This is a genomic window from Kosakonia sp. (genome assembly GCF_032104925.1).
In the GTDB taxonomy this organism is placed as follows: domain Bacteria; phylum Pseudomonadota; class Gammaproteobacteria; order Enterobacterales; family Enterobacteriaceae; genus Kosakonia.
In genome coordinates, this window is the sequence record NZ_DAMCGF010000002.1 from 383,430 (window position 1) to 397,271 (window position 13,842).

12 protein-coding genes and 1 other RNA gene are annotated in these 13,842 nt (G+C 56.0%); 10 read left to right on the top strand and 3 right to left on the bottom strand.

The window, feature by feature from the left end:
- Positions 1 to 111: 111 nt before the first annotated feature.
- Together rpiA and serA are read left to right on the top strand one after the other, a co-directional pair.
- Complete coding sequence (rpiA, locus tag RT644_RS04880) at positions 112 to 771, top strand: ribose-5-phosphate isomerase RpiA (RefSeq protein ID WP_020455150.1); 660 nt, start codon at positions 112 to 114, stop codon at positions 769 to 771.
- 268 nt (positions 772 to 1,039) lie between these two features.
- Positions 1,040 to 2,272 carry a phosphoglycerate dehydrogenase gene (gene serA / locus RT644_RS04885; protein WP_017457601.1) on the top strand — a complete coding sequence of 411 codons (1,233 nt, stop codon included), beginning with the start codon at positions 1,040 to 1,042 and terminating at the stop codon, positions 2,270 to 2,272.
- A 36-nt stretch (positions 2,273 to 2,308) separates the two neighbouring features.
- On the opposite strand, the gene RT644_RS04890 is transcribed toward serA, so the two are convergent.
- From RT644_RS04890 to zapA, 3 genes are all read right to left on the bottom strand, one after another.
- Positions 2,309 to 2,905, bottom strand: coding sequence for a 5-formyltetrahydrofolate cyclo-ligase (locus tag RT644_RS04890; RefSeq protein WP_313626042.1), 597 nt, complete (start codon positions 2,903 to 2,905; stop codon positions 2,309 to 2,311).
- 20 nt (positions 2,906 to 2,925) lie between these two features.
- A non-coding RNA gene (gene ssrS / locus RT644_RS04895) (6S RNA) lies at positions 2,926 to 3,109 on the bottom strand.
- 43 nt (positions 3,110 to 3,152) lie between these two features.
- Positions 3,153 to 3,482, bottom strand: a complete 330-nt coding sequence (gene zapA, locus RT644_RS04900) for a cell division protein ZapA (RefSeq protein ID WP_017457603.1) — start codon at positions 3,480 to 3,482, stop codon at positions 3,153 to 3,155.
- Between the two features lie 227 nt (positions 3,483 to 3,709).
- On the opposite strand from zapA, the gene RT644_RS04905 reads away from it, so the two are divergent.
- From RT644_RS04905 to RT644_RS04940, 8 genes are all read left to right on the top strand, one after another.
- Entirely contained in the window at positions 3,710 to 4,288 is a 579-nt protein-coding gene (locus RT644_RS04905; protein WP_086873856.1) for a YecA family protein, read from the top strand.
- A 24-nt stretch (positions 4,289 to 4,312) separates the two neighbouring features.
- Complete coding sequence (gene pepP, locus RT644_RS04910) at positions 4,313 to 5,626, top strand: Xaa-Pro aminopeptidase (protein WP_313626044.1); 1,314 nt, start codon at positions 4,313 to 4,315, stop codon at positions 5,624 to 5,626.
- Positions 5,623 to 6,801 carry a 2-octaprenyl-6-methoxyphenyl hydroxylase gene (gene ubiH / locus RT644_RS04915; RefSeq protein WP_313626046.1) on the top strand — a complete coding sequence of 393 codons (1,179 nt, stop codon included), beginning with the start codon at positions 5,623 to 5,625 and terminating at the stop codon, positions 6,799 to 6,801. Before pepP ends, ubiH begins: the two co-directional genes overlap by 4 nt.
- A gap of 18 nt (positions 6,802 to 6,819) precedes the next feature.
- Entirely contained in the window at positions 6,820 to 8,022 is a 1,203-nt protein-coding gene (ubiI, locus tag RT644_RS04920; RefSeq protein ID WP_313626048.1) for an FAD-dependent 2-octaprenylphenol hydroxylase, read from the top strand.
- A gap of 423 nt (positions 8,023 to 8,445) precedes the next feature.
- Complete coding sequence (gene gcvT / locus RT644_RS04925; RefSeq protein ID WP_313626050.1) at positions 8,446 to 9,540, top strand: glycine cleavage system aminomethyltransferase GcvT; 1,095 nt, start codon at positions 8,446 to 8,448, stop codon at positions 9,538 to 9,540.
- A gap of 23 nt (positions 9,541 to 9,563) precedes the next feature.
- A complete protein-coding gene (gene gcvH, locus RT644_RS04930; protein ID WP_020455142.1) occupies positions 9,564 to 9,953 on the top strand; it encodes a glycine cleavage system protein GcvH in 390 nt (129 codons plus the stop codon).
- A gap of 173 nt (positions 9,954 to 10,126) precedes the next feature.
- The gene (gene gcvP / locus RT644_RS04935; RefSeq protein ID WP_313626054.1) at positions 10,127 to 13,000 is read left to right on the top strand and encodes an aminomethyl-transferring glycine dehydrogenase; all 2,874 of its coding nucleotides are present in this window, start codon (positions 10,127 to 10,129) and stop codon (positions 12,998 to 13,000) included.
- Between the two features lie 62 nt (positions 13,001 to 13,062).
- Positions 13,063 to 13,806, top strand: coding sequence for an SDR family oxidoreductase (locus RT644_RS04940; protein ID WP_313626055.1), 744 nt, complete (start codon positions 13,063 to 13,065; stop codon positions 13,804 to 13,806).
- The last annotated feature ends 36 nt before the right edge of the window (positions 13,807 to 13,842 follow it).

Consider the following 13,842-nt stretch of genomic DNA (forward strand, 5'->3'; position numbering starts at 1 on the left):
GTTCGGTACAGACGAAATTGGACCTCGCGTAATGTGACACTGGTCACAGGGACATTTTGGGTAACGCTGGTCTATAATGCGCCTGAAATTTCACACCACAGGCAAACGACCATGACGCAGGATGAACTCAAAAAAGCAGTGGGCTGGGCAGCGCTGAAGTATGTAGAACCTGGCACCATTGTAGGGGTTGGCACCGGTTCTACCGCTGCACATTTTATTGACGCGCTGGGCACGATGAAAGGCCAGATTGAAGGCGCGGTTTCCAGCTCGGACGCGTCCACCGAGAAACTGAAAAGCCTTGGCATTACCGTGTTCGATCTCAACGAGGTGGACCGGCTTGGCATTTATGTGGACGGCGCGGATGAGATTAACGGCCAGATGCAGATGATCAAAGGCGGCGGCGCGGCGCTGACGCGTGAGAAAATTATCGCCTCGGTGGCGGATAAATTCATCTGCATCGCGGATGCCTCCAAACAGGTTGATATCCTTGGCAAATTCCCGCTGCCGGTGGAAGTGATTCCGATGGCGCGTAGCGCTGTTGCCCGCGAGCTGGTCAAGCTGGGCGGTCGCCCGGAATATCGCCAGAACGTGGTGACGGATAACGGCAACGTCATCCTGGATGTTTACGGTCTTGAGATCATCGACCCGATTGCGCTGGAAAACAGCATCAATGCGTTGCCGGGCGTAGTGACTGTAGGGTTATTTGCTAACCGTGGCGCGGATGTGGCGCTGATCGGCACCGCTGATGGCGTGAAAACTATCGTGAAATGATCTGACAGGGAGGCACATGCCTCCCTGTAAAAAATCTGCAATGGGCAAATTTGGTGATATCTGTCACGTTTTCGCCCTCGTCATGCGTTACCTGCCGATTGTGTCTTGTTTTTTAGCATTTTTCTCTGCCATTTCCCGCTGTATGACATTTCTTCAGATACCTGACGCAAACGTTCATATTGCCGCGATAGTTTTTTTTGATATGTTGACTAACGCGGATTGCAATCTGCACAACATCACAGTCAAGACAAAAAACAGGGTCGGGTAAATGGCAAAGGTATCACTGGAGAAAGACAAGATTAAATTTCTGCTCGTCGAAGGGGTGCACCAGAAAGCTCTGGATAGCCTTCGCGCTGCGGGTTACACCAACATTGAGTTTCACAAAGGCGCGCTGGATAGCGAGCAACTGAAAGAGTCCATCCGTGATGCCCACTTTATCGGCCTGCGATCCCGTACTCAACTGACTGAAGATATCATCGCTGCGGCGGAAAAACTGGTGGCTATCGGCTGTTTCTGTATCGGTACCAACCAGGTGAATCTGGATGCGGCGGCGAAGCGCGGTATTCCGGTATTCAACGCACCGTTTTCCAACACCCGTTCGGTGGCGGAGTTAGTGATTGGCGAACTACTGTTGCTGATGCGCGGTATTCCTGAAGCGAACGCCAAAGCCCATCGCGGTATCTGGAACAAGCTGGCAGTTGGTTCGTATGAAGCTCGCGGTAAAAAACTCGGTATTATCGGTTACGGCCATATTGGCACGCAGCTCGGTATTCTGGCGGAATCGCTGGGGATGCACGTCTATTTCTATGATATCGAAAGCAAATTGCCACTCGGCAATGCAACGCAGGTACAACATCTCTCCGACTTGCTGAATATGAGCGATGTCGTGAGCCTGCATGTGCCGGAAAACGCTTCTACAAAAGATATGATTGGGCCGGAAGAGCTGGCGCTGATGAAGCCGGGCGCACTGCTGATCAACGCCGCACGCGGTACGGTGGTGGATATTCCGGCACTGTGCGATGCGCTGAAGCGTAAACATCTGGCGGGCGCGGCAATCGACGTGTTCCCGACTGAACCGGCGACCAACAGCGATCCGTTCGACTCTCCGCTGTGTGAATTCGATAATGTCCTGCTGACGCCGCACATTGGCGGTTCCACGCAGGAAGCGCAGGAAAATATCGGTCTGGAAGTGGCCGGTAAACTGATCAAATACTCAGACAACGGTTCGACGCTTTCTGCGGTGAATTTCCCGGAAGTTTCTTTGCCGCTGCACGGTGGCCGTCGTTTACTGCACATCCACGAAAACCGCCCTGGTGTGCTGACCGCGCTCAACCAGATTTTCGCCAGCCAGAATATCAACATTGCCGCGCAGTACCTGCAGACTACGCCGTATATGGGTTATGTGGTTATTGATATTGAAGCGGATGAAGATGTGGCGCAGAAAGCGCTGCAGAGCATGAAAGCGATTCCGGGCACCATTCGTTCCCGTCTGCTGTTCTAAACGTTGCGCTTTCCTCTCCCGCAAGGGAGGGGAAAGTTACCACTGCCATATTCTGGATGGCGTAACCACCGCAGGCAGCGGGATATCCCACTCTTCTACTGGCAGCTTCTCCACACCCTGGCAATCATGCGCATAACCCACCGGTTGCAGGCCATACTCACGCCAGTTTTGTAACGTGCGATCGTAAAAACCACCGCCCATGCCCAGGCGTTGCCCTTGTTCATCAAAGGCGACGAGCGGCGTAATCAGCACGTCGAGTTGGCTGAGCGGCAACACATCACGCACATCCAGCTTCGGTTCCTGAATTTTCAGACGGTTAACAACCAGCTCGCTGTGCGGATGGTAATGCAGAAACAGCAAATTACCGGGGCTAAAGGGATGCAATACCGGCAAGTAAACCCGTTTACCGCTACGCCAGAGTTGCTCAATCAGCGGTTGGGTATCCAGCTCACCATCAAAAGAGAGAAACAACGCTACGCTGTGTGCCATCACAACCGGCGCATATGCCATCATGCGCGCCGCGGCCTGCTGGGCGAAGTGCGTTTGTTGTTCAGGAGTGAGTGCACGACGGCGCTGGCGAATAATTTTGCGGATTTCTTGTCGTGACGAAGGAAAATCAGGAAGTTGCGTCATGATGGTTGTAAAAAAAGAAGGGAATCTCCGAGATGCCGCCGCTGGCTGTAACCCTTGAACCCTTGGTTCAAGGTGAATGCGTCGTCATAGCTTTAAGGCTTCTCGGACGGACCGAGCATGCTCACCAACCATGGATCGCCACATTCTTGTGGTATGAAATATCGGCTCAGGGGACTGGCCCGCTTGCAAACATCTCAGAGATATTTTTTGGCTTCACGGTCACTCTAACACAGATGACCCTGAAGCGTTATTCAAACTTTGGTCCCGGTCTTTCTGTTATGCGACCTTGATCAAGCAATGCCTGTTCGATGGTCTGCTGTAACATCCGAATACGCTGTTCCATGCTGGCGGCGTATTCGCGGGTCTTTGCTTTTTCCTGAGTCAGCTCGTAACTAATGTTCAACGCGGCGATAAACACCAACTGCTCAGTATTTGTGACTCTAGTGCGAACCTTCAGATCTTGCAACCGCTGATTCAGATCCTCCGCGGCCTGATTCAGAGCATCCCTCTGTTCAGGCGGGCAATTCACTCGCAGTGAACGGCCAAAAATTTGGATATCGACGGGTTGTGCAGACATGCCACCTTCCTGCTGTTTGACTGCGCTCTGCCTTCGCATCCGAGCCCTGGGCTGCGAAGGGGCGACACTATAAGCTACCCCGGCGCGCGCTTTCAAGCTTTTTGCGTCTATACCTTAATGATTCGGTGTGCATGCAAACGCATGGAACGTGAAGCATCACGGGTATATCACCAGGGGCCAAAGTGGTAGCATATCATGAATATTCCCCCCAACGACGACGAATGCGCATGTCTATACAGAACGAAATACCTGGTTACAACGATGTAGCCCAGCTACTCAACCAACAGGGCGTGGGATTACTTCCTGCTGAAATGCACGGGCTTATCGCGGGGATCCTTTGCGGCGGTAACAACGATAGTTCCTGGCAGCCGTTGCTGCATGATTTAACCAACGACGGTCTGGCATTCGGTCACGAGCTGGCGCAAGCGCTGCGCAGCATGCATTCAGCCACCAGCGACTCGCTGGAAGATGACGGTTTCTTGTTTCAGCTCTATCTGCCGGATGGCGACGACGTTAGCGTTTTCGACCGCGCCGACGCGCTGGCGGGCTGGGTGAACCATTTCCTGCTGGGGCTGGGCGTCACCCAGCCGAAGCTCGATAAAGTGACGGGTGAAACCGGCGAAGCGATTGACGATCTGCGCAATATTGCGCAACTGGGTTATGACGAAGACGAAGATCAAGAAGAGCTGGAAATGTCGCTCGAAGAGATCGTCGAATACGTCCGCGTCGCGGCGCTGCTGTGCCACGACACGTTCACTCGCCCGCAGCCTACCGCACCGGAAGTGCGTAAGCCCACGTTACATTAATTCACCTTGTAGGGAGTCGGTGTCATGACACAGCTTGAATTTCTCCGTCGCCGTCAGGCATTGCTGGCGCAGATGGTTCCGGGCAGCGCGGCGCTAATTTTCGCCGCACCGGAAGCCACCCGCAGCGCAGACAGTGAATACCCGTACCGCCAGCACAGCGATTTCTGGTATTTCACCGGTTTTAACGAGCCGGAAGCGGTGCTGGTGCTGATCAAAAGTGATGACACCCACAACCACAGCGTGCTGTTCAACCGCGTGCGCGACAAAACCGCCGAGATCTGGTTTGGTCGTCGCCTGGGTCAGGAAGCCGCGCCGGAAAAGCTGGGCGTCGATCGCGCACTGACGTTCCCGGATATTAACGAACATCTTTATCAATTGCTCAACGGTCTTGATGCCGTGTACCACGCGCAGGGTGAATTCGACTATGCCGACACCATTGTGTTCACTGCGCTGGATAAGTTGCGCAAAGGCTCGCGTCAGAATCTGCTTGCGCCGCCAACGTTAACCGACTGGCGGCCGATGGTGCATGAAATGCGCCTGTTTAAATCTGCCGAAGAGATAGACGTGATGCGTCGCGCCGGGGAGATCTCCGCGCTGGCGCATACCCGCGCGATGCAGGTTTGCCGTCCGGGGATGTTTGAATATCAGCTTGAAGGTGAAATTCAGCACGAGTTTAACCGCCACGGCGCGCGTTTCCCCTCCTATAACACCATTGTGGGTTCCGGCGTCAACGGCTGCATTCTGCACTACACGGAAAATGAGAGCCAGATGCGTGACGGCGATCTGGTGTTGATTGATGCCGGTTGCGAATACAAAGGATATGCCGGTGATATTACCCGCACCTTCCCGGTAAACGGCAAATTCAGCCCGGCGCAGCGTGAAATCTACGATATCGTGCTGGCCTCGCTGGAACGAGCCCTTGCGCTTTTCCGCCCAGGCACGTCCATCCAGGAAGTGACCAGCGAAGTGGTGCGCATCATGATTACCGGGCTGGTGAAGCTCGGCATCCTGAAAGGTGAAGTCGATGAACTGGTGGAAAAAAACGCCCACCGCCCGTTTTTTATGCACGGCTTAAGCCACTGGCTCGGGTTGGATGTGCACGATGTCGGTGTCTACGGCAAAGATCGCTCGCGTGAGCTGGCACCGGGCATGGTGCTGACGGTTGAACCTGGTCTTTACATCGCGCCGGATGCCGATGTGCCGGAGCAGTATCGCGGTATTGGTATTCGTATTGAAGATGACATCGTCATCACCGAAGACGGCAACGAAAATCTGACCGCCAGCGTCGTGAAAACCGCTGACGAGATTGAAGCGCTGATGGCGGCATCACGTTCATGAGTGTGATTATCGTTGGCGGTGGCATGGCTGGCGCAACGCTTGCGCTGGCGATTTCTCATCTTACTCACGGCAAATTACCTGTTCATCTGGTAGAAGCCAGTGTTCCCGGCGCATCCGCGCATCCGGGGTTTGACGCCCGCGCCATTGCGTTAGCGGCAGGCACGTGCCAGCAGCTGGCGCGTATCGGCATCTGGCAAGCCATCGCTTCCTGCGCAACGCCAATTTCAACGGTTCATGTCAGCGATCGCGGCCATGCAGGCTTTGTCACGCTGGATGCGCAGGATTACCACATCGATGCGCTTGGCTACGTTGTCGAACTGCACGACGTTGGGCAGCGGCTGTTCACGCTACTGCAAAACGCGCCCGGCGTGACGCTGCATTGCCCGGCGAAAGTCAGCGCGGTTTCCCGTGATGAGGAGCAGGTGAGCGTAACGCTGGAAAGTGGTGAATCGATTACTGGTCAGTTACTGGTGGCGGCAGACGGCTCCCGTTCACGCATTGGTGAGCAACTGGGTGTGGACTGGCAGCAAGCGCCTTATCACCAGGCGGCGGTCATCGCCAACGTCACCACCTCTGTGGCGCATCAGGGGCGGGCGTTTGAGCGTTTTACCCAACATGGCCCGCTGGCAATGTTGCCGATGTCACAAGGTCGCTGTTCGCTGGTGTGGTGTCATCCGCTGGAAAAACAGCAGCAGATTGCCGCCTGGTCTGACGAACGTTTCTGCCACGAGTTACAAAAAGCCTTTGGCTGGCGGCTTGGGCGCATCCTGCACGTGGGCAAACGCAGCGTTTACCCGCTGACGCTGACCGCGGCCTCTTCGCCTGTCTCGCACCGCGCGGTGCTGGTCGGTAATGCCGCGCAAACGCTGCATCCTATCGCCGGACAGGGTTTTAACCTCGGCATGCGCGATGTGATGACGCTGGCGGAAACGCTGGCTGAGGCGTGGGCGGCGCAGCGAGATGTTGGCTACTATCCCGTGTTGACGGGCTACCGCGATCGCCGCCATGCGGACAAAAAAGCCACTATCGGCGTCACCGATGGGCTGGTGCATCTGTTTGCCAATCACTGGATGCCGTTGGTCGTCGGGCGGAATGCCGGACTGATGGCGATGGAATTATTTACTCCGGCGCGCGATGCGCTGGCGCAGCGTACCCTCGGTTGGGTTGCCCGTTAAAGACAAAAGGAGCGAAGAGTGCAGAGTGTTGATGTTGCGATTGTCGGCGGCGGTATGGTCGGGCTGGCGCTGGCCTGTGGTTTACAGGGCAGTGGGTTGCGCGTGGCGGTGCTGGAGCAGAATGAACCGACACCGCTGGCGGAGGATGCGCCTCCGGCGCTGCGCGTGTCAGCGATCAATGCTGCCAGCGAAAAGTTACTGACGCACCTTGGCGTCTGGTCAAACATTATTGCCCAACGTGCCGGGCGCTATCACGGCATGGAAGTGTGGGACAAAGACAGTTTTGGCCGCATCGCGTTTGACGACCAGAGCATGGGCTACAGCCATCTTGGTTACATTATTGAAAACGCGGTGATCCACCAGGCGCTGTGGGATAAAGCCCGCCAATGCAAGGATGTCACCCTCATGGCTCCGGCTGAGTTGCAGCAAGTGGCGTGGGGCGAAAACGACGCGTTTCTGACCTTAAAAGACGGCACCATGCTTACTGCACGGCTGGTGGTTGGCGCAGATGGCGCGAACTCCTGGTTGCGCAACAAGGCCGATATTCCGTTGACGTTCTGGGATTACCATCATCATGCGCTCGTGGCGACCATTCGCACCGACGAGCCGCATCAGGCGGTAGCGCGTCAGGTGTTTCACGCCGACGGCATTCTCGCGTTTTTGCCACTTAGCGATCCGCATTTGTGCTCAATTGTCTGGTCGCTGCCGCCAGAGCAGGCGAAAGCTATGCAGCAGGCGAGCGAGGAAGCATTCAACCAGGCGCTGTGCGTGGCGTTCGATAACCGCCTTGGGCTGTGCCGCGTTGAGAGCGAACGTCAGGTTTATCCGCTCACCGGCCGCTATGCGCGCCAGTTTGCCGGGCATCGTCTGGCGCTGGTTGGCGATGCAGCGCACACTATTCATCCGCTGGCGGGGCAGGGTGTTAATCTCGGGTTTATGGATGTCGCTGAGTTGATCACCGAGCTGAAGCGTCTGAGTCGCGAAGGTAAAGACATTGGTCAACATCTCTATTTGCGCCGCTATGAGCGCAGCCGCAAACATAGCGCGGCGCTGATGCTGGCCGGGATGCAGGGCTTTCGCGAACTCTTCTCAGGTGCAAACCCGGCTAAGAAACTGCTGCGCGATATCGGCCTGAAACTGGCAGATACCCTTCCCGGTGTGAAAACGCGGTTGTTACGCCAGGCGATGGGTCTTAACGATCTGCCTGAGTGGTTACGTTAACTGCATCACACTTTCCCTTCCCGGTCCCGGGAAGGGATGCCTCTTCCTCATTTGAAATATTCTAATTTCACCTCATTTTTCGGATTAGATTTTCTCATGTCACGTTTTTTTCTTCTCGGGAAAATCCACTCTTTTACAGAGTGAAATGCTGCACTCTCTTCTGTTTTGTTGTTGATGCTGATTTTTTATGAAGCGTGAGACGTTATTCATCAGAATAATACTCTGATGGCATTTTGTGCGTGACGGGTCATAAGCTAATGTGATGGACCATTTTTCTTTATGGTTAAGCACTGCTTTCGGTGATAAGTTCAGGCCAAAGAGAACGTTTGCGTCGACGTCGTAAAACGGTGTCGGCACCAGTTGTTTTGGCGCAAATCACGCCGCCGAAAAACGTGATGGCTCAGCTTATTCGACGAGGAAAAGATGGCTCAGCAGACCCCTTTATACGAACAACACACGCTAAACGGCGCCCGCATGGTGGACTTCCATGGCTGGATGATGCCGCTGCATTACGGCTCGCAAATTGACGAGCACCATGCGGTGCGCACCGATGCCGGAATGTTTGATGTGTCGCATATGACCATCGTCGATCTCAAAGGCAGCCGCACCCGGGAATTTCTGCGTTATTTGCTGGCAAACGACGTCGCAAAACTCACGAAGCCCGGTAAAGCGCTCTATTCCGGTATGCTAAATGCCTCGGGCGGCGTAATTGATGACTTAATCGTCTATTACTTTACCGAAGATTTCTTCCGCCTCGTTGTAAACTCCGCCACCCGCGAAAAAGACCTCTCCTGGATTTCCCAACACGCTGAACCTTATGCCATTGACATCACCGTCCGTGATGATTTGTCGTTGATCGCGGTACAAGGCCCGAACGCGCAGGCGAAAGCCGCCAGCCTGTTTACTGACGAGCAGCGCCGCGCCGTTGAAGGTATGAAACCGTTCTTTGGCGTTGAAGCCGGTGATCTGTTCATTGCGACCACCGGTTATACCGGTGAAGCAGGGTATGAAATTGCGCTGCCTAACGAAAAAGCGCCCAGCTTCTGGCACGCGCTGGTCAATGCGGGCGTGAAACCTTGCGGCCTGGGCGCGCGCGACACGCTGCGTCTGGAAGCGGGTATGAACCTGTACGGTCAGGAGATGGATGAAGGTATCTCTCCGCTGGCCGCCAACATGGGCTGGACGATTGCCTGGGAGCCGCAGGAGCGAGACTTTATTGGCCGCGACGCGCTGGAACTGCAGCGTGAAAAAGGCACCGAACAGCTGGTTGGCCTGGTGATGACGGAAAAAGGCGTATTGCGTAATGAACTGCCGGTGCACTTCACCGATGCGCATGGCAATGTGCAAAAAGGCGTGATCACCAGCGGTACGTTCTCGCCTACGCTCGGCTACAGTATTGCACTGGCGCGTGTTCCGGCGGGGATCGGCGAAAATGCCGTTGTACAGATCCGCAACCGTGAAATGCCGGTTAAAGTCACTAAACCTGTTTTTGTACGCGCTGGCAAAGCTGTCGCGTAACCTTTTTATCTGGAGAGAATGAAATGAGCAACGTACCAGGCGAACTGAAATACAGCAAAGAACACGAGTGGCTGCGCAAAGAAGCGGACGGGACCTACACCGTTGGCATCACCGAACACGCACAGGAACTGCTGGGCGATATGGTGTTTGTCGATCTGCCGGAAGCGGGCACGACCGTTAGCGCGGGCGATGATTGCGCCGTTGCCGAATCGGTAAAAGCGGCTTCTGATATCTACGCGCCAATCAGCGGTGAGATCGTGGCAGTCAACGACCAACTGGCGGATTCACCAGAGCTGGTCAACAGCGAGCCGTATGGCGAAGGCTGGATCTTCAAAATTAAAGCCAGCGACGAAGCAGAAATTGCCGCCCTGCTGGACGCAACAGCCTACGCCGCACTGCTCGAAGACGAGTAAATACGCCTTATCCTTCGCGTAGCAGACGCGTTGGCTTCCTCGCTATCCCCAGTTGCTTACTGATGTTTGCGCCTGGGGATATGCTGCGTCGCCGCCTTCCTGCAACGCGAAGGGTTCAGCGTATTCAGGTAATTTCTACATCGATTCACTGCACGTTTCAGGAACCATCGCTCATGACACAGACTTTAAGCCAGCTTGAAAACCGTGGCGCTTTCATTGGACGTCACATCGGGCCGGATGCTCAGCAACAGCAGGAGATGCTGAACACAGTTGGCGCGGATTCGTTAAACGCACTGATTGGCCAGATCGTGCCAAAAGACATCCAGCTTGCAACACCGCCGCAGGTTGGGGAATCGACTACTGAGTTCGCGGCCCTGGCCGAGCTGAAAGCGATTGCCAGCCGCAACAAGCGCTTTAAGTCTTACATTGGCATTGGCTACACCGCCGTGCAGCTGCCGCCAGTTATTCTGCGCAACATGCTGGAAAATCCGGGCTGGTACACCGCTTACACCCCGTATCAGCCAGAAGTGTCGCAGGGTCGCCTTGAAGCGCTGCTCAACTTCCAGCAGGTTACGCTCGATCTCACCGGGCTGGATATCGCTTCCGCGTCGTTGCTGGATGAAGCCACTGCGGCGGCTGAAGCAATGGCCATGGCGAAGCGCGTCAGCAAACTGAAAGGTGCCAACCGCTTCTTCGTCGCCGCCGATGTGCATCCGCAAACGCTGGACGTCGTGCGCACTCGCGCCGAAACCTTCGGTTTTGATGTGATTGTTGATGACGCGGTCAAAGTTCTTGATCACCAGGATGTGTTCGGCGTACTGCTCCAGCAGGTCGGTACCACGGGCGAAGTGCATGATTACAGCGCGCTGATTAATGAGCTGAAATCCCGCAAAATTGTGGTTAGTGTCGCCGCTGATTTGCTAGCGCTGGTGCAACTGACTGCGCCGGGCAAACAGGGTGCCGACATTGTGTTCGGCTCCGCGCAGCGCTTTGGCGTGCCGATGGGCTACGGTGGCCCGCACGCGGCATTCTTTGCTGCAAAAGATGAATTCAAACGCTCCATGCCAGGCCGCATTATCGGCGTGTCGAAAGATGCCGCCGGTAACACCGCGCTGCGCATGGCGATGCAGACGCGCGAGCAGCATATTCGCCGCGAGAAAGCCAACTCCAACATCTGTACTTCGCAGGTGCTGCTGGCCAACATTGCCAGCTTGTACGCGGTGTTCCACGGCCCGGCCGGGCTGAAACGCATTGCCGGACGTATTCATCGCCTGACCGATATTCTTGCTGCCGGTTTGCAGCGTGGCGGCCTGAAACTGCGCCACGCGCACTACTTCGACACCCTGTGTGTTGATGTCGCGGACAAAGCCGCCGTGCTGGCCCGCGCCGAAGAGCAGGAGATCAACCTGCGTAGCGACATTCTCAACGCCGTTGGCATCACGCTGGATGAAACCACCACGCGTGAAGATGTGCAGGTGCTGTTTAACGTGTTGCTGGGCGATAAACACGGCCTCGATATTGATGCGCTGGATAAAGAGGTCGCGCTCGACAGCCGTTCTATCCCGCAGAGCATGCTGCGCGAGGATGCTTTCCTGACGCACCCGGTGTTTAACCGCTATCACAGCGAAACCGAGATGATGCGTTACATGCATTCGCTGGAGCGTAAAGATCTGGCGCTGAACCAGGCGATGATCCCGCTGGGTTCCTGCACCATGAAACTGAACGCGGCGGCGGAAATGATCCCGATCACCTGGCCGGAATTTGCCGAACTGCACCCGTTTTGCCCGCCGGAACAGGCAGAAGGTTATCACCAGATGATCGCCCAGCTCTCCGACTGGCTGGTAAAACTGACAGGGTATGATGCGCTCTGCATGCAGCCGAACTCCGGCGCGCAGGGCGAATACGCAGGCCTGCTGGCGATCCGTCACTACCATGAAAGCCGCAATGAAGGTCACCGCGATATCTGCCTGATCCCAAGCTCTGCGCATGGTACCAACCCGGCATCGGCGCAGATGGCGGGGATGCAGGTTGTGGTGGTTGCTTGTGATAAAAACGGCAACATCGATCTGGCCGATCTGCGTGCGAAAGCAGAGCAGGCGGGCGACAATCTCTCCTGCATCATGGTGACGTACCCGTCCACCCACGGTGTGTATGAAGAGACGATCCGCGAAGTGTGCGAAGTGGTGCATCAGTTTGGCGGCCAGGTTTACCTGGATGGCGCGAACATGAACGCCCAGGTGGGCATCACGTCGCCGGGCTTTATCGGCGCGGATGTGTCACACCTCAACCTGCATAAAACCTTCTGCATTCCGCACGGCGGTGGCGGTCCGGGCATGGGGCCGATTGGCGTGAAAGCGCATCTGGCACCGTTTGTACCGGGTCACAGCGTGGTGCAGATTGAAGGGATGCTCACCCGTCAGGGCGCGGTCTCTGCGGCACCGTTTGGCAGCGCGTCGATTCTGCCAATCAGCTGGATGTATATCCGCATGATGGGCGCGGAAGGGCTGAAACAAGCGAGCCAGGTGGCGATCCTTAATGCCAACTACATCGCCAGCCGTCTGAAAGAGGCTTTCCCGGTGCTGTATACCGGTCGCGATGGTCGCGTCGCGCACGAATGTATTCTCGACATTCGCCCGCTGAAAGAAGAGACCGGCATCAGCGAACTGGATATCGCTAAGCGCCTGATCGATTACGGTTTCCATGCGCCGACCATGTCCTTCCCGGTTGCCGGTACGCTGATGGTGGAACCGACTGAATCTGAAAGCAAAGTCGAACTGGATCGCTTTATCGATGCCATGCTGGCGATTCGCGCGGAAATCGAACGTGTGAAACAGGGTGAGTGGACGCTGGAAGATAATCCGCTGGTTAACGCTCCGCATACGCAGAATGAGCTGGTGGCTGAGTGGAACCACGGTTACACCCGCGAACTGGCGGTGTTCCCGGCTGGTTTTGCCAACAAATACTGGCCGACCGTGAAGCGTCTGGACGATGTGTACGGCGATCGTAATCTGTTCTGTTCCTGCGTACCGATGAGCGAATATCAGTAATACACTGATTAAGCTATCTTTTAAGGGCGCTTCGGCGCCCTTTTACTTTTCAGGAGACACAGATGGCGATTGCATTAGTCACCGGGGGCAGCCGGGGAATCGGTCGCGCGACCGCGTTGCTGCTGGCGCAGGAAGGCTACACCGTTGCGGTTAATTACCACAGCAACAAGCCCGCTGCCGACGGCGTGGTGGCGGAAATCATCGCACAGGGTGGTCATGCCTTCGCGGTGCAGGCCGATATCAGCGATGAAGCGCAGGTACAGGCCATATTTGCGTGCATAGATGAAAAACCGGAACCGCTTACCGCGCTGGTCAATAACGCCGGGATCCTGTTTCAGCAAAGCCGGGTGGAGCAACTGAGCGCAGAGCGTGTTAATCGCGTGCTGGCGACCAACGTGACGGGCTATTTCCTCTGCTGTCGCGAAGCGGTCAAACGGATGTCCACCCAACACGGTGGGCACGGCGGCGCGATTGTTAATGTTTCTTCGGCTGCGGCGCGCCTCGGTTCGCCCGGTGAATATGTGGATTATGCGGCCTCCAAAGGCGCGGTCGATACGCTAACGACCGGGCTGGCACTGGAAGTTGCGGCGGATGGCATCCGCGTGAATGGCGTGCGTCCGGGGTTTATCTATACAGAGATGCATGCCAGCGGCGGCGAGCCCGGGCGTGTGGACCGGGTGAGCAGCGCGATCCCGATGCGGCGCGGTGGGCAACCGGAGGAGGTGGCGCAGGGAATTGTCTGGCTGTTAAGTGACAAAGCGTCGTATGTTACCGGCAGTTTTCTGGATTTAGCCGGTGGCAGATAAGCACTCCTCTCCCGCCAGGGAGAGGAGTTAACAACG

Bases quoted from the DNA above. Each gene is read 5' to 3' on its own strand.
- rpiA (WP_020455150.1), top strand. From the start codon at position 112: ATGACGCAGGATGAACTCAAAAAAGCAGTGGGCTGGGCAGCGCTGAAG.
- serA (WP_017457601.1), top strand. From the start codon at position 1,040: ATGGCAAAGGTATCACTGGAGAAAGACAAGATTAAATTTCTGCTCGTC.
- RT644_RS04890 (WP_313626042.1), bottom strand. From the start codon at position 2,905: ATGACGCAACTTCCTGATTTTCCTTCGTCACGACAAGAAATCCGCAAA.
- zapA (WP_017457603.1), bottom strand. From the start codon at position 3,482: ATGTCTGCACAACCCGTCGATATCCAAATTTTTGGCCGTTCACTGCGA.
- RT644_RS04905 (WP_086873856.1), top strand. From the start codon at position 3,710: ATGTCTATACAGAACGAAATACCTGGTTACAACGATGTAGCCCAGCTA.
- pepP (WP_313626044.1), top strand. From the start codon at position 4,313: ATGACACAGCTTGAATTTCTCCGTCGCCGTCAGGCATTGCTGGCGCAG.
- ubiH (WP_313626046.1), top strand. From the start codon at position 5,623: ATGAGTGTGATTATCGTTGGCGGTGGCATGGCTGGCGCAACGCTTGCG.
- gcvT (WP_313626050.1), top strand. From the start codon at position 8,446: ATGGCTCAGCAGACCCCTTTATACGAACAACACACGCTAAACGGCGCC.
- gcvH (WP_020455142.1), top strand. From the start codon at position 9,564: ATGAGCAACGTACCAGGCGAACTGAAATACAGCAAAGAACACGAGTGG.
- gcvP (WP_313626054.1), top strand. From the start codon at position 10,127: ATGACACAGACTTTAAGCCAGCTTGAAAACCGTGGCGCTTTCATTGGA.
- RT644_RS04940 (WP_313626055.1), top strand. From the start codon at position 13,063: ATGGCGATTGCATTAGTCACCGGGGGCAGCCGGGGAATCGGTCGCGCG.